The sequence below is a fragment of the Pseudorhodoplanes sp. genome (assembly GCF_050250235.1).
In the GTDB taxonomy this organism is placed as follows: domain Bacteria; phylum Pseudomonadota; class Alphaproteobacteria; order Rhizobiales; family Xanthobacteraceae; genus Pseudorhodoplanes.
On the sequence record NZ_JBFWPA010000050.1, the window covers coordinates 1 to 24202 of the forward strand.

General features: G+C 64.9%; 30 protein-coding genes. All 30 read right to left on the minus strand.

The window, feature by feature from the left end; all coding sequences use genetic code 11:
• Nucleotides 1–149 precede the first annotated feature (149 nt).
• The 30 genes from AB7F49_RS20620 to AB7F49_RS20765 all read right to left on the minus strand — a co-directional run bounded on the left by AB7F49_RS20620 (nucleotide 150) and on the right by AB7F49_RS20765 (nucleotide 24158).
• Complete coding sequence (locus AB7F49_RS20620) at nucleotides 150–1130, minus strand: phage tail tube protein (protein WP_428525767.1); 981 nt, start codon at nucleotides 1128–1130, stop codon at nucleotides 150–152.
• A 15-nt stretch (nucleotides 1131–1145) separates the two neighbouring features.
• On the minus strand, nucleotides 1146–1337 hold the full coding sequence (locus AB7F49_RS20625; protein WP_428525769.1) for a hypothetical protein: 192 nt from the start codon (nucleotides 1335–1337) through the stop codon (nucleotides 1146–1148).
• 10 nt (nucleotides 1338–1347) lie between these two features.
• Nucleotides 1348–1887, minus strand: a complete 540-nt coding sequence (locus AB7F49_RS20630; protein ID WP_428525771.1) for a hypothetical protein — start codon at nucleotides 1885–1887, stop codon at nucleotides 1348–1350.
• Nucleotides 1884–2531, minus strand: coding sequence for a DUF6441 family protein (locus tag AB7F49_RS20635; RefSeq protein ID WP_428525773.1), 648 nt, complete (start codon nucleotides 2529–2531; stop codon nucleotides 1884–1886). Before AB7F49_RS20635 ends, AB7F49_RS20630 begins: the two co-directional genes overlap by 4 nt.
• A complete protein-coding gene (locus tag AB7F49_RS20640; protein WP_428525775.1) occupies nucleotides 2531–2851 on the minus strand; it encodes a head-tail joining protein in 321 nt (106 codons plus the stop codon). The genes AB7F49_RS20635 and AB7F49_RS20640 overlap by 1 nt, the downstream gene beginning before the upstream one ends.
• Before the next feature lie 18 nt (nucleotides 2852–2869).
• Nucleotides 2870–3130 (minus strand): hypothetical protein, encoded by a 261-nt coding sequence (locus AB7F49_RS20645; RefSeq protein ID WP_428525776.1) that lies wholly within the window; start codon nucleotides 3128–3130, stop codon nucleotides 2870–2872.
• A 126-nt stretch (nucleotides 3131–3256) separates the two neighbouring features.
• Nucleotides 3257–4210 carry a Mu-like prophage major head subunit gpT family protein gene (locus AB7F49_RS20650; RefSeq protein ID WP_428525778.1) on the minus strand — a complete coding sequence of 318 codons (954 nt, stop codon included), beginning with the start codon at nucleotides 4208–4210 and terminating at the stop codon, nucleotides 3257–3259.
• Between the two features lie 71 nt (nucleotides 4211–4281).
• Nucleotides 4282–5043: a hypothetical protein gene (locus tag AB7F49_RS20655; RefSeq protein ID WP_428525779.1), complete on the minus strand. Its 762-nt coding sequence runs from the start codon at nucleotides 5041–5043 to the stop codon at nucleotides 4282–4284.
• 108 nt (nucleotides 5044–5151) lie between these two features.
• Nucleotides 5152–6654, minus strand: coding sequence for a S49 family peptidase (locus tag AB7F49_RS20660; protein ID WP_428525781.1), 1503 nt, complete (start codon nucleotides 6652–6654; stop codon nucleotides 5152–5154).
• Nucleotides 6651–8294: a phage portal protein gene (locus AB7F49_RS20665; protein ID WP_428525783.1), complete on the minus strand. Its 1644-nt coding sequence runs from the start codon at nucleotides 8292–8294 to the stop codon at nucleotides 6651–6653. Before AB7F49_RS20665 ends, AB7F49_RS20660 begins: the two co-directional genes overlap by 4 nt.
• A 10-nt stretch (nucleotides 8295–8304) precedes the next feature.
• The gene (locus AB7F49_RS20670; protein ID WP_428525785.1) at nucleotides 8305–8541 is read right to left on the minus strand and encodes a DUF6148 family protein; all 237 of its coding nucleotides are present in this window, start codon (nucleotides 8539–8541) and stop codon (nucleotides 8305–8307) included.
• The gene (locus AB7F49_RS20675) at nucleotides 8542–10539 is read right to left on the minus strand and encodes a phage terminase large subunit family protein (protein ID WP_428525787.1); all 1998 of its coding nucleotides are present in this window, start codon (nucleotides 10537–10539) and stop codon (nucleotides 8542–8544) included.
• Complete coding sequence (locus AB7F49_RS20680) at nucleotides 10536–11099, minus strand: hypothetical protein (protein WP_428525789.1); 564 nt, start codon at nucleotides 11097–11099, stop codon at nucleotides 10536–10538. The genes AB7F49_RS20675 and AB7F49_RS20680 overlap by 4 nt, the downstream gene beginning before the upstream one ends.
• Nucleotides 11100–11110: 11 nt before the next feature.
• On the minus strand, nucleotides 11111–12451 hold the full coding sequence (locus AB7F49_RS20685) for a site-specific DNA-methyltransferase (RefSeq protein ID WP_428525791.1): 1341 nt from the start codon (nucleotides 12449–12451) through the stop codon (nucleotides 11111–11113).
• Between the two features lie 367 nt (nucleotides 12452–12818).
• Nucleotides 12819–13427: a transcription termination/antitermination protein NusG gene (gene nusG / locus AB7F49_RS20690; protein ID WP_428525793.1), complete on the minus strand. Its 609-nt coding sequence runs from the start codon at nucleotides 13425–13427 to the stop codon at nucleotides 12819–12821.
• A gap of 407 nt (nucleotides 13428–13834) precedes the next feature.
• Nucleotides 13835–16627, minus strand: a complete 2793-nt coding sequence (locus AB7F49_RS20695; RefSeq protein WP_428525794.1) for a phage/plasmid primase, P4 family — start codon at nucleotides 16625–16627, stop codon at nucleotides 13835–13837.
• 4 nt (nucleotides 16628–16631) lie between these two features.
• On the minus strand, nucleotides 16632–17018 hold the full coding sequence (locus AB7F49_RS20700) for a hypothetical protein (RefSeq protein WP_428525796.1): 387 nt from the start codon (nucleotides 17016–17018) through the stop codon (nucleotides 16632–16634).
• The gene (locus AB7F49_RS20705; protein WP_428525798.1) at nucleotides 17015–17446 is read right to left on the minus strand and encodes a hypothetical protein; all 432 of its coding nucleotides are present in this window, start codon (nucleotides 17444–17446) and stop codon (nucleotides 17015–17017) included. The genes AB7F49_RS20700 and AB7F49_RS20705 overlap by 4 nt, the downstream gene beginning before the upstream one ends.
• Nucleotides 17443–17925: a hypothetical protein gene (locus AB7F49_RS20710; protein ID WP_428525800.1), complete on the minus strand. Its 483-nt coding sequence runs from the start codon at nucleotides 17923–17925 to the stop codon at nucleotides 17443–17445. Before AB7F49_RS20710 ends, AB7F49_RS20705 begins: the two co-directional genes overlap by 4 nt.
• A complete protein-coding gene (locus AB7F49_RS20715; RefSeq protein ID WP_428525802.1) occupies nucleotides 17915–18370 on the minus strand; it encodes an HNH endonuclease signature motif containing protein in 456 nt (151 codons plus the stop codon). The genes AB7F49_RS20710 and AB7F49_RS20715 overlap by 11 nt, the downstream gene beginning before the upstream one ends.
• A gap of 16 nt (nucleotides 18371–18386) precedes the next feature.
• Nucleotides 18387–18713, minus strand: a complete 327-nt coding sequence (locus tag AB7F49_RS20720) for a hypothetical protein (RefSeq protein WP_428525804.1) — start codon at nucleotides 18711–18713, stop codon at nucleotides 18387–18389.
• A gap of 16 nt (nucleotides 18714–18729) precedes the next feature.
• Entirely contained in the window at nucleotides 18730–19170 is a 441-nt protein-coding gene (locus AB7F49_RS20725; RefSeq protein ID WP_428525806.1) for a DUF4031 domain-containing protein, read from the minus strand.
• Nucleotides 19170–19448 (minus strand): hypothetical protein, encoded by a 279-nt coding sequence (locus AB7F49_RS20730; protein WP_428525808.1) that lies wholly within the window; start codon nucleotides 19446–19448, stop codon nucleotides 19170–19172. Before AB7F49_RS20730 ends, AB7F49_RS20725 begins: the two co-directional genes overlap by 1 nt.
• A complete protein-coding gene (locus AB7F49_RS20735; RefSeq protein ID WP_428525810.1) occupies nucleotides 19441–19776 on the minus strand; it encodes a hypothetical protein in 336 nt (111 codons plus the stop codon). The genes AB7F49_RS20730 and AB7F49_RS20735 overlap by 8 nt, the downstream gene beginning before the upstream one ends.
• Nucleotides 19776–22373: an MT-A70 family methyltransferase gene (locus AB7F49_RS20740; protein WP_428525812.1), complete on the minus strand. Its 2598-nt coding sequence runs from the start codon at nucleotides 22371–22373 to the stop codon at nucleotides 19776–19778. The genes AB7F49_RS20735 and AB7F49_RS20740 overlap by 1 nt, the downstream gene beginning before the upstream one ends.
• A gap of 154 nt (nucleotides 22374–22527) precedes the next feature.
• Complete coding sequence (gene ssb, locus AB7F49_RS20745) at nucleotides 22528–22995, minus strand: single-stranded DNA-binding protein (protein WP_428525814.1); 468 nt, start codon at nucleotides 22993–22995, stop codon at nucleotides 22528–22530.
• Nucleotides 22992–23315: a hypothetical protein gene (locus AB7F49_RS20750; RefSeq protein WP_428525816.1), complete on the minus strand. Its 324-nt coding sequence runs from the start codon at nucleotides 23313–23315 to the stop codon at nucleotides 22992–22994. Before AB7F49_RS20750 ends, ssb begins: the two co-directional genes overlap by 4 nt.
• Complete coding sequence (locus AB7F49_RS20755) at nucleotides 23312–23440, minus strand: hypothetical protein (protein ID WP_428525818.1); 129 nt, start codon at nucleotides 23438–23440, stop codon at nucleotides 23312–23314. Before AB7F49_RS20755 ends, AB7F49_RS20750 begins: the two co-directional genes overlap by 4 nt.
• Nucleotides 23437–23655 (minus strand): hypothetical protein, encoded by a 219-nt coding sequence (locus AB7F49_RS20760; protein WP_428525820.1) that lies wholly within the window; start codon nucleotides 23653–23655, stop codon nucleotides 23437–23439. Before AB7F49_RS20760 ends, AB7F49_RS20755 begins: the two co-directional genes overlap by 4 nt.
• Nucleotides 23652–24158: a DUF7220 family protein gene (locus AB7F49_RS20765; RefSeq protein ID WP_428525822.1), complete on the minus strand. Its 507-nt coding sequence runs from the start codon at nucleotides 24156–24158 to the stop codon at nucleotides 23652–23654. Before AB7F49_RS20765 ends, AB7F49_RS20760 begins: the two co-directional genes overlap by 4 nt.
• Nucleotides 24159–24202: the final 44 nt, after the last annotated feature.

Genomic DNA, 24202 nt, shown 5'->3' on the forward strand with positions numbered 1-24202 from the left:
CCGATTCACTGCCGGACACCAGCCCCATCATGTCGCGTTGCGCGCGCGCCGAGCATTCGTCGACATCGGCCTGCTGCGCGGGCCGCACGCGAATGGAGGCACCGCCGCCGAGCGGCACCTCCCGAAAGGCCGGCCGGCCCTTGCGAAGCCTAAGCATAGGACGCCGCGGCCAGCGCGTTCTTGAGCACGGCGGTAAACATCGCCGCCGATGACGATTGCGAGGCGACGAGATTGAAGCTCTGCTCGATGCGCCCCGGCCCGGTGACCGGGACGCCGGCGGGCTCCAGCCGCGCCCGCGGCGCCTGCAGCGACAGCGAACGGGTCGCCGATTTCTGCCACAGCAATTCATGCGCAAAGAAGGTCTTGGCCTTGGCCAGATCGTACATCGCCGCGGTGCGAAACCGCAGCCGGATTTGCCCGGTCAGGCTGGCATCATTGTCGAGGTCGTGTCCGGTCGGACGGCCTTCGCTGTCGCCCAGATAATCCTGCGGCGCGGCACCATTGTCGAAAGTCAGGCTCGCCGAAATCACATCGGCGACCGCGACGGTGTCGATCTTGAGCACCGGCAGAAACGCCAGCACCGGATCGCGCGCCAGCATGGCAGGCGGCGTGCCTGCGCCGGTCGAAGTGATCTTGCCCTGCTTGCGGCCCAGCAACCCCACGGTGACGCGGTCATAGCCGGCGCGGCGCGACGCCTCGAAGGCCAGCGAATTCACCAGCGCCCCGGTATGCTGGAAGAAGAGCGACGTCGCCGCCTTGCGCTCGATGGTCCGGTGCGGCAGCACCTCGCCGCCGGAGGCAAAGGTGTGGACGTAATCGGAGCCGGACCCGGTCGTGACCGGCGCGCCGAACGCCCCCTTCAACCAGAACCACAGATGATTGAGATCGAGCGGCACCACGATATTGCCGGACACCCCGGCCGGCAGGCCCACCACCTGGTCGTGCGGATCGCGCGCATTGTGCTGCGCCGCGCCGAGAATCGGGTCCGGCTCGTAGGCCTCCGGATCGTCGAGGCTGTCCTCATAGATCAGGGTTTTCTGGTAATTGCCCGTGGCGGCCGTGCCATAGGTGGTCTCGTCTTTCAGCGCCAGTTCGGCAAGCTTGCCCTTCGGGGCCGCGGCGGTCGGCATGTGTCTCTCCTAAAGTTAGTCGGCAAAACCGCCGAGGCGACGTTCCTGCGGCGTGGCGGCGCGATAGCCGACGCCGTTTTCGTCCAGACGCGCGATCAGATCATCGCTCGCCTCCAGCACCGTGCCGGCGCGGCGATGATCCGCATCCGCCAGCAGCACAATATGCGACGCGCGCTCACGCGGCGCCGCTTTCGCTTCCTTGCTCATGGAACGTCTCCTAGAACGGACGCGCACTGGTGAATTCCAGCAGCACGGTAATTTCGCAGGCCTTCACATTGGCAACGCCGTCCGTGACAAGACCGGAGCCGGCACGGGCGATGCTTTCGATACCGGACCAGTCGACCGCGCCGCCAAGGTAATGCCGCTCGCCTTCGAGCACGCTCCCGCGCAACACATCGTGAATTTCGCGAAGCGCCGCATCGAAGGCGGCCTCGCGCGCATCCTGCGTGCCACCTTCGCAGATCAATTCAATGCGCGGACGATGCTCAATCTGATAGGCGCCGCCCAACGCTGCATCTTCGTCGTCGTCATCCTCGATCGTCTCGACGAGATCGGCACCAAGGGTTTCGTCCGACACCGCGCCGTCGCCGTCCCAGACATTCAGATAACGGCGCACGCCGTCGCTATGCGACTCATCCATGCGCGACAGCAGGTCTTCATTGCGCAGGACCACGGACGGAAGCGCGGAGCCATCCGCATCCGCACTGGCCTGCAGCGCAGTCACCATCGCGCGCATCGCACGTTCGGTCCGGGTCATGATGCGTTGAGGGCGCGCGCCGCTTCCTGGCCGATATAGTCGCGCCAGACCCGGCCGAGATCACCGGCGATGCGCTGCCAGTTCAATTTCGGGCGCAGCGTCACCTGCTTGACCATCACGAACATGAGCACCATTTCATTGTCGCGACCGTCCCTGGTCCGCCGCTTGGTGGCGCGGCGAAAACCGCGGCCGCTCTTGGCGCGAATGACATTGACAAAGGCGAGCGCCTGGCCGCCGCGGCCCTTGAAGACCACCAGGTCCTGATTGAAGATGCCCTCGACCTCCAGCGGCGTCGCCAGACGGCGGCCCTTGCGCGGCGTGTTTTCGGTCGGGATCGCCAGCCAGTTGCCGCTCTTGCCCCGGATCGGCACGCCATCGGTGTGCCCCCGGACAATCTCCGGCGCCTTGGTCCAGGCAAACACCGTCGGCCGCATCGAAAGCTTGCCGCCCGATGGATAGAGTTCATCACGCCATGTATTCGCGACCCGATCGCCGAGTCCGGCGCGGCGGACATCATCGCGCAAGGCCAGCTTGAGGCGCGCCCGAAAACGCCGAGCACCCACCATGGACCCGCGCCGGACTGCCTGCTGCTTGCGCTCCGACCATCCGTTGATGTCATGCGTCAAGGCAATGCGCAGTCGCATCACGCCACCGTCATGGTCCAGACCAGGCGCTCGTCATCGGCCGCCTCGGGGTCCCCAATCACTTTGAGGGTCTCCCCGCCAGCGATCGCGAAGGTGCCGCCACGCACCGGCAGCGCAACCTCACTGGATCGCACATCCAGCGTGCCGCCCTTTACCAGCGGTCGGCCAGAGATGCCGCCCATTGTTGCGTCGGCGCGGCCGATCAGTACGCGGCATGCAATGCCGTCGCCGCCACCCGGCGGCGTATAGATCGCGGCCTTCGCGAATAACGGATTCGCGAAGGCGAGATCGTACACGGATTGCGCGGCGGCGGTGACCATCGGGGGGCGGCCCGGCCTTTACTTATCGTCGCGCTTCTTTTTCGCCGCAGCTTCGCGCTCGGTATGACGCGCAACGGCCTTCCGCTCGGTTTCGGTCTTCGGCGGATCGAGCGGCACCAAAGATTCAATCATATTCTTCGGCAATTCATTGAGGCCGATCACCTCATCATGCCGAAATTCGAGCGGAATTTTTCCGCGCACCATCACGCCGGCCTTATCCTTTCGCACAACTTCGACATTGTGTTCCCGAATGGAAAACTGCGCCTCGTTGAGCAGCACAGCGACGCCGGCACCAATGCGCGCGGGACCAGTCACTTTGAACATGTGCATTTTCGCGAACCTCCGTATCAGGATGGGCGAGCCGCGCGACCCCGAAAGACCCGCGCGGCGGATTGGCGGACAGAGCTAGATCAGCTCGACCAGCACGGCGTGCTGCCAGAGGCCGAAGGCGACCTCGCCGGTCCAGTCGACGCCATACCAGTGCTTCTTTTCCTTGAATTCCAGTTCGGAACCTTCTGCGATCGCATCGACGCCGAGCGGGACCTCCTCCTGGATGATGAAGGGTTTGGTCTCGCCATCGGTCGCAACGATCGCAAACTTGGTGGTCCAAGTCAGCCGCGGATTGACAACCGGCACGATCTTGAAATCGCTCATGGCCGGAATGATATTCGCCTGACCCTGCGACAGCACCGGCAGCGCGAGCGCCGCCTGCGCGATGGCCCACATCGAGGTCGGCACCATGACCTCGAAGGTGCGCATGCCTTCGTTCAGCGGCTCGCCCTGATCGTCCTTCAGCGCCAGCAATTGCTGAACGCCCTTGAGAACAGCCTGCTGGAATTCCAGCACATGCGGCACCGAAACCGAGCCGTGGTTGTCCGCACCGACCGGAAGCTCGGAGATATCGACCTGAATCTTGTTCGCCTGACTTCCCGACTTACCCGACACGTGGGCGGTATCAAAGAAATAGCTGCCGTCATAGCAGAGCTGCGACTCGCCGTTCTGCATGAGCGTCGACACCAGCTTGGCCGGATAGGACAGCACGCGCCGCGCCAGATCATTGATGCGCAGCCTGATCTGACCGCTCTTGTCACGCCGAAGCTCCTTGACCAGAACCTCCAGCGTGGCTTCGTGGTCCTTGTTTCGGACCTGGAACGAATATTCGGAAAGACCCTTGGCCTGACGGCCGCCGATCCATTCACGCATGGTAGGCGCCATGCCGAGGAAGGCATAGCTCTCGATCTCCTGGTTGGAGTCGATCTTCATCGCGTAGCGATTGACCCAGGACGTGTCACCGATCGTCAGGCGATGATAGAGCGCCGAGATGATCGACGTGCTCGTCAACAGTTTCTCTGCAGCCATTGGTGCGAAGCTCCGATTGTGGAGCGGCTCAGCCGCTCACCGGTTGAAGTGGGGGTTGCGGACTTGAGCCGTTACGCGGTCGCCCAGATGCCGCGCTTTCTCAGCACGACAGGACCATCGGTCTGACCAAACAAGAGGTCGATATAATCGCCCCGCTGGGCAGTCGCGAGCGTATTGATCAGGTCGGTATTGTCGGCGCCGGCGATGTTCGGACCCTGGACCTTGTCATTCGCATTCGGGGACAAAGAAATCTGTACCGCGCCGAACGCGCCGATATTGAGAAAGCGCACGACACCGCCGACAGCGGTAGCGCCGAGCGTGTGCACGACCGTAGTGTCACAGCAGATCACCTTGCCGGTGTCCTGCACATCGGTCGTGATCGAAGTCGAGGCCAATTCAGCAAGCAGACCCGCGTGGGGGTCGCGCATCTCGAGGACGTTGAACGCACAAACGACGATGCCCGACGATACGAAACGCGCGAGCTTGCCGACAAAGGTGCCGCCGACAGGAGAGAACGTAAAAGCGTTGTCATCGGTTGCATAGATCGGAGTACCGACCGGATCGGTGATCACCGCACCGGCGACCGGCAACTCAACCTGACCGCATTTCCGAACGCGGACCCGGCGATCGCCGGCGGCGCCGGCCGCGTTGTCGACCTTGCGCTCGGCAAAGCCGAGAAACACATCGCCGCCCACCAGCGGGCGCGCCAGCCCGGTCGCGACCACCTGGCCGACAGCAGCATCAGCAAAGATGATGTCGCTGCCGATCATCGGATATTCCTGGACATCGCCAAGCTCGAAAGAGCGCCCGGCGTCCGCTGCCAAAGTCGTCATGAGTCAAAGCTCCTATAGCGGGCGACCCGCGCACCAGCGCAGGCCACCCTGTTGAAGACGTGGATTCGGATTGTTGATCTGAAAGAACGGACGCCCGCGCCCGGATGCTTACGCCGACTTGCGCGACAGAATGCGGATGCGGCCGCTGGCCACGCCCTGTTGATAGCTCACATAGGCCTCGGCCGTGTCGTGCCGCTCCTGCAACTCGGCGCTCGCTTTCCATTCGGCCGTCCAGCCATCCGGCGTCGCTGCCACAGCACCGGGCCTGGGATCGACCGGACCCGCGACAGTCGGCGCGGATTTAAGCGCGCCGGTGACCGTCTCGACATCGCGGACGCCCTGCGCGCGCGTTTCGCGCAAGGCACGCTCGGCCTGCACGATGCGAGCCGCCGCCTGTTCCGGCGTCGTCTTGCCGTCCGCCTTCATTTCGGCGATCAGCGCCTCGTGGCCCGGCAGAGCCACGGCCTCGATACCAGCGATGCGCTGGCGCTCGGCGTCCATGCCAGCCTGCATGAGCGACGCCGCCAGCGTCGGATGCGAGGCCCTGAGCGTGTCGAGAGAAATGTCCGCAGGAAGGCTCGCGGACGCGCCCGTCGTGTTGTCCATCTGTGGTCCTTTCGGGTCGATGGGTTGCGTGGAGCGGCCGGAAGTCGAGCCGCGAGACAATTCCGCCAGCACCTCCTCGAAGGTCCCGACAGAATCGGCCAGGCCGGCGTCAACCGCTTCCTGGCCCTTGAACACCCGCGCTTCGGTGGCGCGGATCGCTTTGTCGCTCATACCCTTGCGGCCAGCCGCAACGGTTTGAACGAATTGACCGTAAAATCCATCAATCTCGCGCTGAAAATCGGCGCGAACATCCTCCGGCAACGGCTCAAATGCATTGCCATCAACCTTGTGCGCGCCGGCGAAAATCAGTGTCGGCTTGACACCCTGCTCGGCAAGCGCCTTGGAAATATCGAGATGCATCATCACGACGCCGATCGAGCCGGAGATGCCGGTCGGAATCGTCACAATGCGGGACGCTCCGGACGCGATCGCATAGGCAGCAGACGCCGCCATGCCGTTGACCAGCGCCACAACGGGCTTGATCTTGGCGACCTCGCGCACCACGGCGGCCGCCTCGAATGCTCCAACCGCTTCGCCACCGGGGCTTTCAAGATCAAGCAGGATCACCTTCGCCTTGGAATCCTGCGCGGCGCTCAACATCTGGAATTTGAAACCTTCATAGGAAATGAGGCCGGACGACGCGCCGATCCAGGCACCGCGATTGACAAATTCTCCAACCAGCGTGATCAGCGCCACGCCTTCCTTGGTGCGGCGATACGGCGTCGGCGCGCGGTTGCCCTGTTCATCGGTCTCAAACGGGACGTTGCCGTAAAAGCGCGAGGTTCGCGGCGAGTGCGCCTCAACCGACCCATCGTCGCGGCGCGCGGCCGGAAAATATTGCCGCGTTTCGGTCTTGTCATCCGACTCGCTGCCGCTGCGGCGGCGCGCGCCGAATTCGCGCGACAGCAAAAATGACGAAATTGTTTCGGCCTCGGTTGGTCGCAGCAGCAGCGCGCGATTATAGAAGCGCGACAAAATCTGGTGATAATGGAATGGATCACTCATGCGCGGCTCCTTCGCGTTTCGTCCTCGGTGTCATCGTCGCTATCGCCCGCGTCGTCGACCGGCGGCGGCGGTGTTTGCGGCCCACCAGGCGGCGCGGGCGCCTTGGCGCGGCCGGCCAGCAACGCGTCCTCTTTGACGAGCTGCGCAGCCTTGCGCTCGATCTCGCCGCCGGTGCGCTCCATGCAGACCTGCTCGCGCGTTTTCACGCCAAGTTCGATGTCCTGCTTGTCGGCGTTGGATTCCTTGAGCGGATCGATGCTGGCGCGCACCGGGCCGATCCAGTTGGCACCGAGATAGGCTTGCCGCAGAATCGGATTCTCGAAATAGCCTGGTCGCACCAGGCGAGGGTTTGCGCCGGCGCACGCCTCTTCCATCATCCACTCGTAAAGAACGTCCATCACCCGCCGGCCAAGCCACGAGCGCCGCTTGCGGAAAAACTGCCAGGCCATTTCCAGCGCGGCGCGGCTTGCCGAATAGGACGCGGTGAAATGCTTGATCAGCAGTTCGAATGGAAGCTCAAGCGCCACGCCAACCTGCCGCAGGAAGGCCTGGACGAACGGATCGAACTGCGCATTCGGACGGCCAGGATTGACGACATGCGGTTTCTGTCCGGCGTTCAGACTCAGAATTGCGCCGGCGCCGAGCCCGACCTCGTTCGACTCGTCGTCAGGCCGGCGATCGCCGAATGACGGCTGCTCATCCTCGGTATCCGCGCCCTCCGGCTCTTCGATCGCCAGCGTGAACATCGCCGACACGACCGCCGACATCACCTCGGCTTCGGAATAGGTGCTCAATTGCTTGAGATGTTCGATAACCGGCGCGAGATAGGGCACGCCGCGCGTCTGGTCGGCGCGCAACCGATCAAACAGATGGATGACCAGAACGCGGCCGTCGCGATCGCGTGCCGGAACGCGTGTCCACTTGATTTCTTTTGCGATCGGACCAGGAAAGCGATCGGCAAAATGATATCCGGTATGGACGCCATCGCTGTCGACCTCGACGCCGGCGACCAGGGTCAGCGTGTCCGGCGTCCGCTCGGGATTGCTGCAGCGATCGGCTTCGACCACCTGCAGCTTGGTGCCATACACATCGCCAGGGTCTCTGCGATAGCGCCGAACGCCGAACACGTCGCCCGATTCCAGCGCCGAGCGCAGCAGGAGCGTCTGCAATTCATCGGCGTGCTGACCGCGCGTAAAATCAAGCGACTTGCAGAACAGGTCCCATTCCCGCTCCTGCTCGCGCTCCATTTCATCGGCGCGCTCGGGCGTGATGCCGAGCGGCTCGGGATCGATCGATGCCTGCAGCATCAAGCCGTCGCCGACGATGCTGGTGACGTTCGTTGCGATCGCGCCGGACGAAATCGGATTGTTGCGCGCCAGGTCGCGCGAGCGCGCGCGCAAATCCGGCAAATCCGGAATGATATCGGCATCGGCAGATTGTCCGGTCGGCCGCCAGCGCTTGGTGGCGCGCCGGCTGCGCTTGCCGCTTTCATAACCGCCCTGCAGCCCGGTCGCGACCGTGAGCAGGGCGCGCGCCTTCATGCGCTGCAGACCAAGCGTCGGAAACGCATAATTGACGACGCGATCGATCAATGTCGGCTCGATCTTGACCGAACCGCGGCGCGAAGCTTTGACTTGCATGGTCGGCGATCTAGTCCGATGACGGAACAAAATAGCGCAGGCGCTTGCGCCCCACGCCGGAGAGGCGGTTCACCCGCGTCTCCCAAAACACGATCATGTTGCGAATCTCGGCGGCATCCGCGCTGGTAAGCTTGCGGGTGCCAGTCGGCGTGCTGATCTCATAGGATTGCGCGGCGGCCACCGCGATCGACGCGGCGAGCCAGGCGTCCAGATGCGCCTGCGCGGACGAAAGAGTGATCGCGCTCACTTAGGACATCCCTCGATTGAGCATGCGCAAGCCGCGCTTCTTTTTCGTCAGCACCGACCGATGCGGCGCGGGCGCAGCGACATCATCGCCGCCGGCGTCGATCGCGGCGATCTTGGCCGCATCGGACGCAAACAAATCCGGCGCGTTGAGCTGCTGCGGCACGCCACGGACCTGGCGCAGCCGCGCCCATTGCTCCGGCGTCATGCGGGTCAGGCCGCAATGTTCGGCCATCGCGAACGCATAGACCCGCGCGTCCAGCAGATGGTTCGGGCTGTGCGGGACCCATTCCTGCATGGTGCGGCCGCGCACCTTTTTCTTGACCAGGGTTTCCGAGGTCATCTGCTTGAAGAAGCGCTCGTCGCAGCCCTTGTGGAAATGGCAATAGCCGTCCGGGTCCTCGGGCTCGCCGGCCTTGCGGCCGTCCTTGCCGAGATTGGAATAGAAGGTCGCCTTGAGCGACCAGGTGCCGACCGGCCAGAGCGTGGCACCGCGCCGGATTTTCTTGCCGTTGTCCTTGACGTCGACCTGGCTCGGCGTGCCGATCGCCGGTGCGGTCCAGCCGGATACGCCCTTGATCGCATAAGCCAGCGGCCGCTTGCGGCAGAACGCATAGACCTGATTGGACCGCCCACCGTCGCCAGCGTCGATCGCCATGGCATCGAAACGCCGGCGTCCGCCGAAGGCGTCGGGAAAGGCGCGGTCATAGAGCGCCGCAAGCTTGGCGAAGGCGCCACCGCGGGGATCTGTTGTCTCTCCCTCCAGGAAATCGTGAAACACGCTCCAGGACTCGCCATTGGATGCGAACGCCACGCCTTCGACCCAGATGCCGGAATGCTGCACGTCCGCGCCACAGGTGAACAACAGGCCGCGCGCCGGCACGACGTGGTCTTGATAATCCTCGCAGCGTTCCATGAGCCGCTTCGGATCATGCGCCTCGCTGCGCATCTCGAAGGGCAGGCCCAGCGTCAGATTGTAGAAGGTCTTGAGCTTGGACTGATCGTCGCCGGCGTCGACGAAGTCCTTGGCGACGTCATCCCAGGGCACGAACGGCGATGACAGCGCGTCGAAATGATAGGACTTGTAACGGCCCTCGCCCGCGACGCTCGGCACCCATCGGCCGGTGAGATAGACTGAAAACTTCTGCCAGCCCTCGATCACAGTGCCGCAGCATTTCGGAATATAGCGCGCCTTGTGCGGAGCGACCTTTTCAAATTCGAGGCCGCCGAATTCGAACACCAGCCCGTCATGACCGCAATGCGGACAGGTCATGGTCCAGCGCCGCTGGTCGCCGGCGGCGTGCTTGGCCTCGATCTTCGACGCATCCTTGATGGTCGGCGTGGAAAAATAGGCGCGCTTCCAGGTGCCAGACCGCAGGAAGGTGATCTGCCGCGCCTTGATCATGTCCAGGGGATCGCCCTGGTCATTCAGGTCATCGGGATATTCGTCGATCTCGTCGCAGAACGCCTTCTTGATGGTTTTGGAGCGCAAATCCGCGGTCGAGGTCGACAGCGCCAGGAACAGCGAACAATCCGGCGAGAATTTCTTCTCATAGGTGGTCGACGCCTGGCCGGAGCGCGCGGTCTGCGGGCGGACCTTGGCGCGCAACGCCGCCGACCCCTCGATCGCGCGGCTCAATTTTTGCGAATTGAAATCCGCCAGCGCCGAGTCGGTCGGCTGCACCACCATCATGTCGCAGGGATCGCGGTCGATCGAATGGCCGATCACGATCTGCAGCGCCGTGGTAAAGGCCGATTGCGCGGATTTCATCACCGCGACCTCGTTGTCCGGCGCGTCCGGCCCCAGCGCATCGATCGGCTCGATCAGATGCGGCGTGCGCGACAGATCGATGGTGCGGCCCTTGTATTCGCCATCCGGCAGCACGAAATGCTGCGCGGCCCAGGCCGACGGCGTCATTGGCGCCGGCGGCATGAAGATGCCGGCCAGAATGCCGGCGATCAGCGGCAGCGGTTCGGCGAATGTGCGTAACGCCGGCATCATGAGCGGTGATCGGCTTTCGGTTCAGCGGGCGCGGCGGTCACGCGCATGGTTTCGGCCAGGACGATGCGGGTGCCGCGCGCGATTTCCTTGAGCCTGGCGCGAACCGCCGGAATGCCGCCGGCAGTGAAGGCGGTCGCAAGGTCCTCGGCGAAATTCGGCAATTGATCGAGGTCGCGCACGATCGCCGCGGCGCATTTCTCCATGGCGCGCATCACGCCTTCGACCGGCAGCAGCTTGCCGATGCGTTCCTCGAATTCGAGCTGGCGGATGCGCGCGTTATAGACTTCGGTCGCGGTCTTGGCCCTGGTCAGGCCGGACGGCTCGGCGCCGGCGAAGCCGCCGGCGCCCGATGATGCGGCGGCCGCATCGTCGTCAGGAACATCGACGCGCTCTTGTGTTTCGCCAAGCGCCCGGTCTGCAGCGGCGGCATCGATCAGTTTTTTGCTGCCCACCTGGCGAAACGGAATCTTGCCGGCGCGAAGCATGCGCGAAATCGCCGGCGGCGTGACGCCGCGGTGCCGCGCATATTCGGTCGGCGACATTTCGAGGATATCGGGCATCGGAAAGCGGATCAGGCGGCCAGCGCCACGCCGCGCGCCGCGGCGATATCAGCGAAGGTGCGGCCGTCGCCATCCAGAATGGCGTGGCCGCCGGTGAAGTCCTGCCAGCGCCGCACCGCGACGTCGACATAGGCCGGGTCGATCTCGATCGCCAGCACGCGGCGTTCGCACATCTGGCCGGCGATGATCGAGGTGCCAGAGCCGGAGAACGGCTCGAACACGCAATCGCCGCGCGACGAATTGTTGATCATCGGCCGGCGCATGCATTCGACCGGCTTTTGCGTGCCATGCCCGGTCTCGGACTTGACGTGCTCGATTTCCCAGACGGTCGACTGCTTGCGGCCGCCATGCCAGTCGGCGGTTTCGCCCTTGAGAACCGCATAGGCCGCGACCTCGTGTTCCGGCACGAAGCGCCATCCATCATCTTCGCCATCCCGCACCGCATAGAGCGCGGGCTCATGCTGCCAATGATAGTGGCCGCGGGAGATGACAAGGCGCTGCTTCAGCCACATGATCTGCGCGCGGACCTGATAGCCCGCGGCTTCCAGCGATGCCTGCACGGTCGCACTGTGCAATCCGCCGTGCCACACATAGGCGACGTGACCGGGAAATAGTTTCCAGACCTCGCGCCAATCGGCGCGATGATCATTCTGCACCTTGCCGATGGCGCCGGCGCCGATACGGTTGCCCATGCCAGGCGAGGTCCGCGCGGCTTCATTGCGCCAGTTCGGATCGTAATTCACACCATAGGGCTGATCGGTCACCATGAGGTTCGGCCGCTCGCCGCCGAGCACACGCGATACATCCGCAGCGGCGGTGGAATCGCCGCACAGCAACCGATGGCCTCCCATCCGCCAGAGGTCACCGGGCCGGCTGACCGGATCAGGCTTGATGGCCGGCGCCTGGTTCGGATCGCGGCCCGACCCGCCCTGCGCATCGCGCAACAGGCGCTCGATTTCGGCGTCGCTGAAACCGACTTGCACCGCATCGATGCCTTCGGCGACGACGGCGCGCAATTCCCGCTCCAGCAGCGCCATGTCCCATTTCGCGTCCTCGGCAATGCGGTTGTCGGCGATCGTATAGGCGCGGCGCTCGGCATCGGTCAGGTGCCCGAGCTGGATGACCGGGACCTCGGCCAGACCTAAGAGCTTCGCCGCCATCAACCGGCCGTGGCCGGCGACGATGGTGTCGCCGGCATCGATCAGGATCGGATTGTTGAAGCCGAAGCGCTCGATCGAGGCCGCAATCTTGCGGACCTGCGCATTGGAATGCAGACGCGCGTTGGCGATATACGGATTAAGCTCGGCGCTTAACCGGTATTCGACCTGCAAATGTGCGGTTTTCGGTGCCATCGTTTAACGGCGCGATTAACCGGCTTAACCGGCTTAACCTTATTTTTCGGAGGCCCAGCTAGCGAAACCCCGCGCTGTTGCCGCCCGCATCTAGTTAGGTTCCCGAAAGGACCCGTGACGCCCATGGTCGCCGGCGCTTTCCGCCGGCCGTTGCCATGGTCGTCTCCGAGGTGAGTGTCTAGGACCTATACCCATGGAAACGAAAAAGCCCCGCGCCGATTCGGCCGGGGCTCAATTCTTCTCCAAACGGTCGGGCCGCTTCGCGGCTACCGGCCTTGTTTGTAGCGGTTGCCCGCCGTCGTCACGTCCAGACCCCGGTGATGGTTCAGCCCAACCGAAAAATTACGCGGCTTCGATGCCTTGAGGTCTAAATCGCTTCGATCTCGCGCTCGGGCAGTTCGACCTTGACCCTGCGCCCCAACACATGGAGTAGAACAACGATTCGGTCCTTCTCCGCAAGCCGCCAGATCGGACCGTCCAGGTCGGACCATGGCGAGCCGTCACGCACACGCACCCGATCGCCGACGGCAAAGCTGCTCCGCTTCCGTGTATCAAGCGCCGCACGCTCAATATCCGTAACCCGCACCAGATCGCTTTCCCGAACCACGATGGGAAGCCCAGTCTTCGCATCCTTAAGAACACCGATCACACCAGGGCGCGACCGCACGCGCGGCCATTCATTCTCGTAATCAATGCGCGCAAACGCATATCCCGGAAACATCGGCTCGCGTTGTTTGGTTCGGCCCCGAGGTGTCCACTTCGGTTGCTCCGGCACATAGACCCTGATCCCGCGCCCGATCAGATGGGCTGAAACCGTATTCTCGCGGCGCCGTTCGATTGTCAGCAGATACCAGCATCGACGATCTTCCCTGCCGAGCTTGCGCGGCATCGCTTCGTGCTCCGACATTTCCCGCGCGGCATGATCCGCCGCAAGCTTGGCCAGCACGGGAATGGCGTTTTTCAGTTTCGGCTTCATGGCACCCCTTTCATGATCGAGCGCACGGCAACCCTCGGGGAAATTCCCCAAGGGCAGGCATCGCAATTTTGAGAGAAAATCCGTCCGATCAGGACCGGGAGGATCATGGGAGCTTGTGGGAGCTTGGCGCGATCGAGCACCAAATCCGGAAACCCCGATAAACAAAGGACAAAACCAATATTTTGGGAGGATCGGGAGGATTGGGAGCTTGTCTGCCATGACGGCTCACGCATGCGCACGCGCACACGCGCACAGTGAGTCCGATGGTGAAAAAAAGCTCCCATTCCTCCCTCAAGCTCCCAAAGCCAACGCGATCAACGGCTTGCAAGACCGGCCATCCTCCCAAAAATGGGAGGATGGGAGCTTGCCGCGATCAGGCGAATCACAAGCACGAAAAACCGAATCACCTAGAACACCCCGATCTCGTCATCGCCCGCCGCGCCGCCCGCCCCTTCGCCGGGCTCGTCGTCACGCCTGGCGGCGCGCGGCTTGCCGCTTTCGTCGACAAAATCGTTGACGAACTTGACGAGCTTCAAGCCGAGCCACCACATCACGTCCGACTGTTTCTTGTGAAAGCCGCGCTCGCTCATCGCCAGGGAGAAGCCGCGGCCGCTCCATTTGCTGGAGCCGTTGGCGTCGGCCCAGGCGCAGAACACCGCATGCAGGGTCGAGGATTGCACGCGGCCCTGCGGGTCCGGTTCGGTGCAGGCTTCGAGAAAGCGCCCGAGCGGATCGGAATCAGAGCGGTATTCGCGCGTCGCCGCATCCGCATCGTCGGGCACAGCAAGGCCGTTGCCGCCCATCCAGTCGCGCAAGCCGTCCAGCACGCGGTTGAGAATGCCGGACGCCTCGCCCCGCAGCTTGGCGGTGAGCGTCTTGTCCTGCTTGTCCTTGGGCACCGTATAGGTCCAGGGCACCAGGATCATGCGCCGCCAGATGCCCTCGTCGGCGCCTTCGATCTTCGGCCGGTAATTGCCGGAGATGGTGAGCTTGAACTGCGGATAGAACTTGAAATAGTCGCGGTTGAGATGCCGCGCCTGGATCGGCTCGCCACCGGTCGCGAGCTTGATCAGGCCCTCGTCCAAAGCGGCGTTGCGTTTCGGTTCCGAGGTCCGCAGCATGCGCACGCCGGGCAGGATCGCGAGGTCCGGCGTGGCCTGGCCGGCATTGCGGCCCTTGCCTTCGGACAGGAAGGTCTCGATCGGCACGGTCTCGCAATAATCGCCGGCGACAAAGGCGTGGGTGTCCTCGAACACCGATTTGCCGTTCTTGCCCTTGCCCCAGAACACGCACAGCCGCTGCTCGGTGACATCGCCGGTGAGCGACAGCCCCTTCCATTGATGCAGGAAGCGCCGCGCATCGGCCTTGGGCTGCACCTCTTCCAGAAAGCGGTCATAGAGCGGACAATCGGCCAGCGGGTCATAGGCGACATTGGCGATCTTGGTAATGAGGTCGCCTGGCGCATGCGGCGCGAATTTGATTTGCGGCTTGCCGTCGACCTTGACGATGCGCAGCGTGCCGTTTCGCACATTGACGGCATAGGGATCGGCGTCGAGGTCGGCGGGATCGACCGCCAGGAAGGCCTGCGCGCGGTCGGCGATCGCGGTCAGCCGCTGCCGCCCTTCGGTGACGCGGCCCCATTGCCGCAGGATATCCGACAGGAAGGTTTCGACGATTTCCTGCTCGTCCTTGCGCCCGATTTTTTTCGAGCTGACCAGCACGTCGCGATCGGTGCCGGCAATGGCATCGGCCTCGTCCTGGATCGAGCGCGCCACCTCATGCTCGGCCGCCTTGACGATTTCATTGGCGCCGTCCGCCATCCAGTATGTGCCGCACCAGTACAGCCAGCCGATCGGCGCGCACCACAGGATGCGGCCGCGCATGCGTTCGCGAAACCGCTCGGCGTTGCCGAGATCGGTCTGCGGAAAGAATGCCAGGCGCCTGTCGAGATCGGCTTTTTCCGCCGGCGTGAAATCGCGCCGGCCCGCGCCGCGCCGGTCGGTGGCGCGGCGGCCGGCGCCGGTGCGGCCATCGGTATCGCCATGACCTGCCCGATCGCCTGGCCGGTCCGATCCTCCCGACTGGGAGGATGCGCCGAAATTTTCTGCTGCCGCGGCGGAGGGCGCGCGCGGCGCGGGCGAAGGCGATGGCAACGCGGGCGGATCATCAAACGCACCGACCTCGTCATAGGGCGGCGGCTCCGGCCGCGGATCATAGGAGAAGGAGGATTCGCCGCGCGCCGCGCGTTCCTTGCGGCGCGCGACATTGTCGCGAATGGCGCGGAGATCCCGGGGCTGCTTGAGCCCCTTTCGGAAACCGGAGCGGATGGTGTTGCGGACCACGCGCATGCCGTCATCCTTGGTCAGCCCGTTCTGCGCGGCCGCCTCTTCGAGCCTGCGCTGCACCAGCGCCTGATCGAGCGCGCCGGCCGCCACCAGTTCGGCCATCCGCACCGCGGCGATATTCAGCGCCTGGTTGCGGCCGCCTTCACCGGTGCGCGCCACCGCTTCGCATTCGGCATGCAGCGCCTTGGCGGCGTATTCGCGCACGCCCTCGTCGACCGCCGGCGTGAAGGCCGCGACCGGTGCGCTCGCCACATTTGCCGGCAAATCCGCAGGCGACGCCTCGGGCGCCCATTGACCCTCCCGCAGCACCATGTCCATCAATTCGGACGGCGCTTGCGCCAGTGCCCCGCTGTGCGGGCCGGTGCGCCATGTGTAGGCCGCGCCATCCGCTCGCTTTGAGGGCGCCACCACCACATAGCCGCCATCGCCGCGGATATCGACGCGCGGGATCACGCCGGTGCGATTGCCGGGCATCGGCCGGCCGGCCGGCGGCGCATAGAAGATGTGCTCGCCGCCGCGCGGCGTGACGGCCTCCCACGTCGCCGGCAAGGCTGCGCCGAGCGCCTCGGCGAGTGCCGCACGCAAGCCCGCAGCGGTAAATACCTTGCCGGTTTTCTTGTCGGTGCCGGCGTCCAGGTCGACCGCGAAGGCGCCGATCGGCGCGCCGGTCGGCACGCCGATCATGGCGTGCGGCCATTTTCCCCACCACTTGCAGATCTGCGCCTCGTCCGTGCTGGCGAGCTTCAACCCGCCCTCGCCCGCAACATCGCTTTTCACCAGCGGCCGCTTGGTTTCAGGGTGACAGGGAAACACCGGCCAGCCGAGCCGGGCATAGGAGAGTGCCGCTTCAAGCATTGCGCTATGTCGTCTCGGGTTTTTGTTTTGGAGTCAGCAGACGCGCACGCAACACCTCATCGTCCTTGATCAGCGCCAGCAGCTTGGCGCCGGCGCGCAACAGCTGCGCCCGCTCAAGCTCGCCGTGATGGGCAAACTGCCGGTAGCCGGCATGCTTGGCCGCGACCTGGCCGGTCTCGATCGCCTGCGCCTGGTGGGCGAGCGCATCGATGATCATCGACAGACTGATCGCGCGCGCCCGGCATGGCAGCGGCGAAGGATCGTCCTTGTCCTTGGCGAGCGCGCAGCGCGGACACGCGATCAGGTCGCCCCAGCTCAGCGACGCGCGGCAGGACGCCTCGCCAAAGACCGGCGTTGCGCGCGCGGCAGGTTGCGGGGCGGGATCGGTCATGACACGCCGAGCGCCTTCCGGCCGCTATCGGTAACAGCGCAATGTTCGGTTAGATAGCCACGCCGGACCAGCGCATCGATCACCCGCTCCCGATTGTGCCAGCCGAAGTCACCATCGAAATCACAGATATCGATCGCCTCGCCGTCACGATAAAACGACAACAACATGTCCCGTTGCTTGGCTGACATCGCGCGAAGTCTTGGCATATCGCTCTCCTTTGATGATGAGAACGACAGTCTAGCAAATCGACTTCCACGATTTTCGTCGCGAGCATCATTCGCGTTCAGCAAACCCTTGCGCTGCAGGCGTTGAGACCGAAAATTCGAAAAACTTGACACGATGAACATTGAACAAGTTGCGCGCCGATCGCGACGCACGATGCGAGAAAGCCTTGCAGCGCCGATGTTACAATTCGTGAGAACGATCATCGCCCGCCCCCGAACAAATCCGGTGACGAATGATCCGCGCGCGGCAGCATCCAGCGCGCCGGCCCCGGCACGATCGACGGATCGGCCGGCGACCAGGCGAAATATCCGAGCGCGCCGATCGCCGGGACGAATTCGCACGGCCGCGGATCGTCCAGCACCAGCGCGCGCGGACCGAAGAACCAGGGATTGTCGCTGCGCGACACCACGCCGACCACGTCGACCGAGCCGATGATGCCGCCGCGCTTGAGGTCGGCCGGCGCGGGACATTCGACGCCGAGCCCGCGCATGAATTCGCGCGCGTCTTCGTATTCCTCGCGGGTCATGCCCTTGGCGGCATGGATCGCGCGCCGGCCGCGAAGCGGATGAAGATGCCGCACCATCGCGGCCGAGCGGTTCTCCAGCGGCTTGCCGACATGCACGGTGGCCCAGGCCCAGGGCTGCCGGACCGACAAAGCGAGCGATGGCAGATCAGTAGGCATCGGCGAAATCCTCCGCACTTTCGCCCGGCGCCAGCAATACCGGCGCATCGGGAATGACGAGCTGCGGCGGCTCGATGAATTCCAGCGGATGGGTGCGGCGCCGCCGCCGGATCATGCGCCGGGTGTTTTCGGCGCCGCTGATCGCCTCCAGATGCTCCGGCCGCACGCACAGCCGCGACAGCCACGGATCGGCGACCCATTCCGCACAGACGTGATCGACGGTGAAGCCGTCCGGGATCGGGCCGTTGAACAATTCGAACACCCGGCGATGCGCCGCCATCGCCGTGCGGGTGCCGGGCCTATTGCAGCGCGGGTAATTCGAGCCGCGCACCGCCCGATCGGTGCCGGAATTGCCGCCGGTCCAGAGGTAGCAGCCGGACGGGCACACCACCACGCGCGACAAGAGGTCGAGGATATCGGCGGTCAGATGCGCGGGGCGGGACATTTTCGTTTTCGCCCGATTAGCCGCGAAGTCCGATGGCGCGAGCGCGTTCCCGCAGCGGCGCCCATATCTTACAACGCGCCCATTTGTTCTTGATGGCGTTCCATGAGCCGCGGTCGAGCGCGATCGTCTCGACAAGGTTGTCGGCGTCGGCGTCCATCAAATCGGCCCAATAGTCGCCGGTCTCGCCGAGCGGCCCAACCTTACCTCCTAATGCAGCGCGGCGCAGGATCGTATCCACGGCAGGCGCACCACCGTGGAAGATCACCGGCTCACACAAGATCAATTCGTTACGAACAACCTTGCAGAGTCGGATGGTGTGCGCCTCAGCGGGTAGCTTGAACATGGTTGTCATTTTCCTATTAGCGACCATCCCGCACTGTGATCACCTCGGCGCCCGGCCAGCGTGCCTGCACCTCCCGCACAAATCGATCGCGCTGCAGCTTTGACGACGCGGCCGCGATGGCGCGATCGAACGCGCCGAGCGGCATCGACAATTGCACCGTTTCGCCGAGCGCGGCCGCGGCCTCCTCCGGAGTGCCGAGCGGCCGCCCACGCCTGCGGTTCATCGCCATGCGCGCCAGCACCCGCAGCGGGACTGGAACGGCGCCGGCCCTGATCGCCAGCGCGCGCTTGGACAGCGCAATGTCGTAATGGTCGCCCTGATACCAGCGCCGCTGAACGCCGATCGAAGCGGCCATCGCATGCAACTCGGCCTCGGTGTCGGCGATCATGTGCGACATTTTCATGCCGCGGAATTCGCCCATCGGGACCGCGTGCATGTCGTCGACATAGACGGTCATCACCTGGCGTCCGGCATCGGTTGCCAAGCGATGGGCGCGCCGCGCCCCTGCACGAACATGTCATGCGACCAGGACCATCCGGCAAAGCACCAGACATCCTCGCCGTCACGATCGAAATTGTTGTGGCCGATGGTGCGATAGACGAGCTGGTCCTCGGTCGGATTGTTGCTGCTTCCGCGATCGAGGTCCTGCCGCACCAGGAGCAGATACAGCGTGCCGTCCTTGCGCGCGCTTTCGATCGGCCGCCAGCCGCGCGGCATGAGCCCGGCCCTATCCATGGAGCGCCTCCAGATCGCGGGTGCGGATCGAATCCTCGCGCTGCGCCCGCAGCCGCCGCACCAGGCCGGAGAAATCGTCACCGGCGCCGGCGAACCATTCCTCGGCGGCGAAGGCGAGCGCGCGGCATGCCGAAGGCACCGATGGCGCGCCGCGCGGCACGACGATGGGCGTGCCGTCCGCGCGCGGCAGCGCCAGCACCCAATGCGCCTGCTTGCGCTGTCCATAGGGCCACGGCGTCACCACGCCGATGATGCGCTTGCCGAGCCGCACCTCGATGCGGCCGGACGGGCGTTCGTCATAGATCAGCGGACCATCCATTCTGGCCATCACGCGGCCGCCTGCGCTTCGGCGGGCGCGGCCTGCGCCGCGATCGCGTCCTCTATATCGGCCTGCACCGGTTCGGACGCTTGCGGCGCCGCGGCCAGCCGCAATTCCCGCAACCGCTCGGCGCCGACCGCAGTCAATTCGGGCCGCTTGCGCGCCCCGCGCAACACCACCAGGCCATCCTTCACCAGGCGCGCCCGCATCGCCTTGCCGACATCGCCGCCGCGATCGATGGTTTCCAGTTCGGCCAGGATATTGTCGACCGGCGCGACCGGCGCCGTTCCGGCCGCCGCTTCGACCGCATCCCTCATCAGGCGCTTGCGCGCCGCACTTGCGGAGAGGCGCTTCAATTTGCGATCGGCGCCGCCATCGGCGTTTTCCGGCATCACATAAACATGGGCCGGCATCGGCAGCTTGCCCTTGCGCGGCCGGTCCTTGCCGGAACTGGTATCGAAGCGGATGGCATGATCGATCAGCGCGATCACCGCCTGGTCGACGGTCTTGCCGCGCCGGTCCTCGCCGTCGACGAACATGGACCGATAGCCGGTTTCGGAGACGAACGGCTTGTCCGGGTCCTCGGCATGGATGCCGAAATGATCATCGGCATAGGACACCAGATGCGGTGTGCCGTCGACCATGACCCGGAACAGCCCGCGCTGACCCCATAGCGGCACGGTGCCAAGCGGCGCGGCCGCGCCGGCGCGAAGCGCCTCCGCATCGGAGCTTGCCACCGCCATGCCGAAACGATCGCCGCCATTGGCCTTGACCTGCAGGAGATCGAGCCGCTCCAGCGCGACCGCTTCGCGATCGCGATCGCCGGCCAGGACCGCCTCGTGGAACTGCGCGACCGCGACCTTGTAACCGTGACAGAGATCGTCGATCGACGAAGGCAGCGCGGCGAGCCGGTCCTTGCGGACCTCTTCGGCAAGCTTGTTCTTTTCGACGACGCCCTTCGCCGTCAGCTTCGGCCGCGCGCCGCCGGTCACCAGCTTGTGCTTCTGCAGGAAGGTGACGGTGTCGACATCGGTTTCGGCCGCGCGGCCGTCATGGATCATCACCAGCGCGCCGAGCAACGAATCGCTGCGGTGCCAGCCGTCATCGGCATCGCCCACCAGCGGCGCGCCGGACAACTCGCCGCGCACACCCTTGGCCTCGGCCAGGACCGCATCGGTCGCCGCCTGCACGATCGCCGGCGGGAATTTCCCGATCTGGTCGCCATGGCAATCCCACCGCGGCCCGCGGCCGCCGCGCGAGAAAATGTCCGCATAGCGCTTGCAGGGAAACACCTTCTCAAACAGCGCATAGAACGCATCGGGCTTGCGCGAGTTTTCCCGGCGCTCTTCGGTCAGCAGCGTGGTCTCGTTGCCGAGATTGACGGTGACCTTGCCGCGGCGCGCGATGACGACATGCTCGGTGACCTCGCGCAAGGTCTGGCCGCGCGCGATCCTGACCTTGTTCCAGGTGAGGATGGTGGCATGCGGCGGCTTGCCTTCGGCGTCGCGATTGAAGCCCAGCAGTTTGAGGAACTCGAACACGTAAGGCATGTGCCAGTTGGTGACCCACATCGCGACCACGCAATCATCGGCCAGGATCGGCGCCACCTGGTCGCGCATGAAGGCCTTGCCCGCGACATAGGACATCGCCGGATAGGGCCGGAACGAACGGCCGGCGGCATCGATCTCTTCCTGCGAGACATCACAGCCGTCCGACCACCAGGGGAAATCGATCACCGCGCCACCGACCTTGCCCTTCATCGGCAGGCCGGGCTTCGTCTTCTTGATGGCCTCGGTCTGCTGCAGAATTTGCAGGCGCTTGTGCACGCCGGACACCTTGCCGGTCTTGTCCATCTGCTCGACCAGCGCGCCGAATTTCTTCGGATTTTTTTCGGCCGCCGCCACCACCTCTTCGGCCTTGGCGATGGTCTTGCGGTCGCGGCCGAGATATTCGGCGACCTTGTCGGCCGCGCGCCCGGCATCATCCGACTTGACGCCGGCATGCACCCGCGCCTTGGCCTTGGCGCGCTCCACCGGCTCCAGCGCGCGCTTGATCGCGACCGCCTCGGAGGGCGTGAAATCCTTGCGCTTGGCGTTCTCGTCCCATTCGCCGGCGACCACGGAATCGATATCGACGATATGAACCGGGATCGGCTGGGCCTTGAACCGGGTCAGCGGCCAGGCGCGCAAGCGCCGTTCGCCGGCAATGAGTTTGTTGTCCTTGGTGATGACGATGGGCTGCAGCAGCCCGCCGCGATCGTCGATCGAGCGCGCCAGCGACGCGAGGTCGCCGAAGTCTTTCCGGTGCCGCGCGCCGAGTTTGATCTCGGAGACCTTGCGGGTCGGCTGGCCGGGGTGATGGCCGGGCTTGGCGGCCGGCATCGGCGTGACGGAGAAGGGCTTGCCGGTGGCAGCATCAATGAGCCACGCGCCGGTCTTTTCACCGCGCGCGCGCTTGATGCGTTCCCGATGCGCCTTCGCGCTTTCGCCGGGCCTGCGCAGCGGCCGCTTGCGGCGCGCATCCGCCGCCTGATAGATGCCGCGCTTCGGTTTCGCCTTCTTTGCCGTCCTTGTCCTGGCCTTCGCGGCCTTCCGTGCCTTCGCCATCAACTTGCCCTCCATCATCAAAACTGTGTTGCCGGTCTTTCCCGGCTGCCATCCGGCTCTGAGGTGAGCGGCCGGCTGCCTCTCCCGATGGTCCCCAAAGGCCCTGCGTTGTCGCCATCGGCTGGTTACAGACTTCGCAGGCAATTCCTTCCGCCTAGAACGGAATTTCATCGTCCATGTCGCGCGATCCGCCACCGGCCATCGCCGGCTTGCGCGCACCGCCGGACGCACCGGACTCCGATGACGAACCGGCGCCGCCGGCGTCGGCGCGATCGTCATCGCGCTTCTTGCCGAGCATCTTGATCTGGCCGCCGAACGCGCGGATCACGATTTCGGTTGTGTATTTTTCGACGCCGTCCTTGTCGGTCCATTTGCGGGTTTCGATCTGCCCCTCGACCAGGACCTGCATGCCTTTCTTCAGATAGCCCTCGGCGATCTTGCAGAGCCCCTCGTTGAACACCACGACGCGGTGCCATTCGGTTTTTTCGCGGCGCTCGCCGGTCTGCTTGTCGCGCCAGCTTTCGGACGTGGCGAGCGACAGAGTGGCGATCGGGCGGCCGTCTTGCGTGCGGCGAATGTCCGGGTCCTTGCCGAGATGGCCGATCAATGTTGCGCGGTTCATGTCAGGTGCTCCTGTTCCCAGGCGATCGATTTCCAGGCCTGCGCGCGGGTCACCGCGATCGCCGCGCCAACAATGGCCTCCCACGCCGGCGCGAGGTCGGGATCGACGCGGCGAAAGAACACGAGCTGATCGAGCGCGGCGACCAGCGTTTCGGCGCCGCGCAGGAACTGGCCTTGCGTGCGGTATTGCTCGCCGAGCTGCGCCACGATCGCGGCCTGAAGCGGCACCCGCGACGCCGCCGACAGGTCATGCGGCCTTGCCAGCACGTCGAAGCCGAATGCCACCAGGTCGTTGAGCGCCGATGCGAGCCGCGCCATCATTCGACCTCATGGTCCCGCGTCCGGCCCCGCGTCTCGCGCGCGACCGCCAGATAGCTGATCAAAGCCAGCGCCAGCAGGCACAGGAGGATCACGGCGCGGATGAGGATGAGCGATGCGATGATCATGCCGCTTCGCTTTCCGACGCCGCCGGCTTTTCGTGTCCCCGATCGGACAGGTCCGGTCGGGGTGCCATCAGCACCACCTCGTCCATCCCTAAGAGCCGCACGGCGCCGGAGCCATCGCGCACCATGAGGTCATCGACGATGCTCCAGCCGCAGGCCAGATGCGCCTCGACCTCGGGCAGCGGCACGAACACGCCGCGGGTGCGATGCGCGCTCATCGAAAGCCCCGCTTGCGCGCGTGATCCGCGCGATCGAGTTCGGCCAGGATCAGCGCGCCGGCCTTGACGAGATTGCGGCGATGGTCGGTTGGCTTCCACCAATCCGCGGACCATGGCCAGGTCACCGGCGGCAGGTCACCGCGCTCGGTCAAAGACAGCGCATAGCTTGCGCCGGCCTTCGCCAGTTCGCCCGGCGCATGCGCAAGGTCATGCTCCGGCGTCCAGCCTTCGGCCTCGATCTGCCGACGGCGTTCGGCGACAATCGCCAGCGCCCCAGGCGACAGCGGATGGCGGATATGCAGCGCCTCGAACAGCCGGCGCAGCACGTAGCTGCGGGCGATCGACACCACGGTCATGAAGGCCGCGATCATCACGTTCTGCGCCAGCGTGATCGGAAAGCCGAGCACCGGAAGAATGATGGCGTTCGCCACCATGGCAACGCCGAGCCCGACCGCGATATTGATCAGGCTTTCGACAAGCGACATGAGGCGCGACTGTTTCATCGGGACCGCCCCCGCGTGCTAGCCTTCGGCAATTCCAGCTTGAA

Excerpts from the sequence above, each read along its gene's own strand:
- AB7F49_RS20710 (WP_428525800.1), bottom strand. The coding sequence starts at position 17,925 with ATGCCTACTGATCTGCCATCGCTCGCTTTGTCGGTCCGGCAGCCCTGG.
- AB7F49_RS20730 (WP_428525808.1), bottom strand. The coding sequence starts at position 19,448 with ATGGATAGGGCCGGGCTCATGCCGCGCGGCTGGCGGCCGATCGAAAGC.
- AB7F49_RS20675 (WP_428525787.1), bottom strand. The coding sequence starts at position 10,539 with ATGATGCCGGCGTTACGCACATTCGCCGAACCGCTGCCGCTGATCGCC.
- AB7F49_RS20725 (WP_428525806.1), bottom strand. The coding sequence starts at position 19,170 with ATGACCGTCTATGTCGACGACATGCACGCGGTCCCGATGGGCGAATTC.
- AB7F49_RS20655 (WP_428525779.1), bottom strand. The coding sequence starts at position 5,043 with ATGACGACTTTGGCAGCGGACGCCGGGCGCTCTTTCGAGCTTGGCGAT.
- AB7F49_RS20640 (WP_428525775.1), bottom strand. The coding sequence starts at position 2,851 with ATGGTCACCGCCGCCGCGCAATCCGTGTACGATCTCGCCTTCGCGAAT.
- AB7F49_RS20625 (WP_428525769.1), bottom strand. The coding sequence starts at position 1,337 with ATGAGCAAGGAAGCGAAAGCGGCGCCGCGTGAGCGCGCGTCGCATATT.
- AB7F49_RS20665 (WP_428525783.1), bottom strand. The coding sequence starts at position 8,294 with ATGCAAGTCAAAGCTTCGCGCCGCGGTTCGGTCAAGATCGAGCCGACA.
- AB7F49_RS20720 (WP_428525804.1), bottom strand. The coding sequence starts at position 18,713 with ATGTTCAAGCTACCCGCTGAGGCGCACACCATCCGACTCTGCAAGGTT.
- AB7F49_RS20700 (WP_428525796.1), bottom strand. The coding sequence starts at position 17,018 with ATGACCGATCCCGCCCCGCAACCTGCCGCGCGCGCAACGCCGGTCTTT.
- AB7F49_RS20765 (WP_428525822.1), bottom strand. The coding sequence starts at position 24,158 with ATGAAACAGTCGCGCCTCATGTCGCTTGTCGAAAGCCTGATCAATATC.
- AB7F49_RS20685 (WP_428525791.1), bottom strand. The coding sequence starts at position 12,451 with ATGGCACCGAAAACCGCACATTTGCAGGTCGAATACCGGTTAAGCGCC.
- nusG (WP_428525793.1), bottom strand. The coding sequence starts at position 13,427 with ATGAAGCCGAAACTGAAAAACGCCATTCCCGTGCTGGCCAAGCTTGCG.
- AB7F49_RS20750 (WP_428525816.1), bottom strand. The coding sequence starts at position 23,315 with ATGATGGCGCGGCTCGCATCGGCGCTCAACGACCTGGTGGCATTCGGC.
- AB7F49_RS20760 (WP_428525820.1), bottom strand. The coding sequence starts at position 23,655 with ATGAGCGCGCATCGCACCCGCGGCGTGTTCGTGCCGCTGCCCGAGGTC.
- AB7F49_RS20755 (WP_428525818.1), bottom strand. The coding sequence starts at position 23,440 with ATGATCATCGCATCGCTCATCCTCATCCGCGCCGTGATCCTCCTGTGC.
- AB7F49_RS20660 (WP_428525781.1), bottom strand. The coding sequence starts at position 6,654 with ATGAGTGATCCATTCCATTATCACCAGATTTTGTCGCGCTTCTATAAT.
- AB7F49_RS20620 (WP_428525767.1), bottom strand. The coding sequence starts at position 1,130 with ATGCCGACCGCCGCGGCCCCGAAGGGCAAGCTTGCCGAACTGGCGCTG.
- AB7F49_RS20740 (WP_428525812.1), bottom strand. The coding sequence starts at position 22,373 with ATGGCGAAGGCACGGAAGGCCGCGAAGGCCAGGACAAGGACGGCAAAG.
- AB7F49_RS20680 (WP_428525789.1), bottom strand. The coding sequence starts at position 11,099 with ATGCCCGATATCCTCGAAATGTCGCCGACCGAATATGCGCGGCACCGC.
- AB7F49_RS20650 (WP_428525778.1), bottom strand. The coding sequence starts at position 4,210 with ATGGCTGCAGAGAAACTGTTGACGAGCACGTCGATCATCTCGGCGCTC.
- AB7F49_RS20635 (WP_428525773.1), bottom strand. The coding sequence starts at position 2,531 with ATGCGACTGCGCATTGCCTTGACGCATGACATCAACGGATGGTCGGAG.
- AB7F49_RS20705 (WP_428525798.1), bottom strand. The coding sequence starts at position 17,446 with ATGATCGTTCTCACGAATTGTAACATCGGCGCTGCAAGGCTTTCTCGC.
- AB7F49_RS20735 (WP_428525810.1), bottom strand. The coding sequence starts at position 19,776 with ATGGCCAGAATGGATGGTCCGCTGATCTATGACGAACGCCCGTCCGGC.
- AB7F49_RS20715 (WP_428525802.1), bottom strand. The coding sequence starts at position 18,370 with ATGTCCCGCCCCGCGCATCTGACCGCCGATATCCTCGACCTCTTGTCG.
- AB7F49_RS20630 (WP_428525771.1), bottom strand. The coding sequence starts at position 1,887 with ATGACCCGGACCGAACGTGCGATGCGCGCGATGGTGACTGCGCTGCAG.
- AB7F49_RS20695 (WP_428525794.1), bottom strand. The coding sequence starts at position 16,627 with ATGCTTGAAGCGGCACTCTCCTATGCCCGGCTCGGCTGGCCGGTGTTT.
- ssb (WP_428525814.1), bottom strand. The coding sequence starts at position 22,995 with ATGAACCGCGCAACATTGATCGGCCATCTCGGCAAGGACCCGGACATT.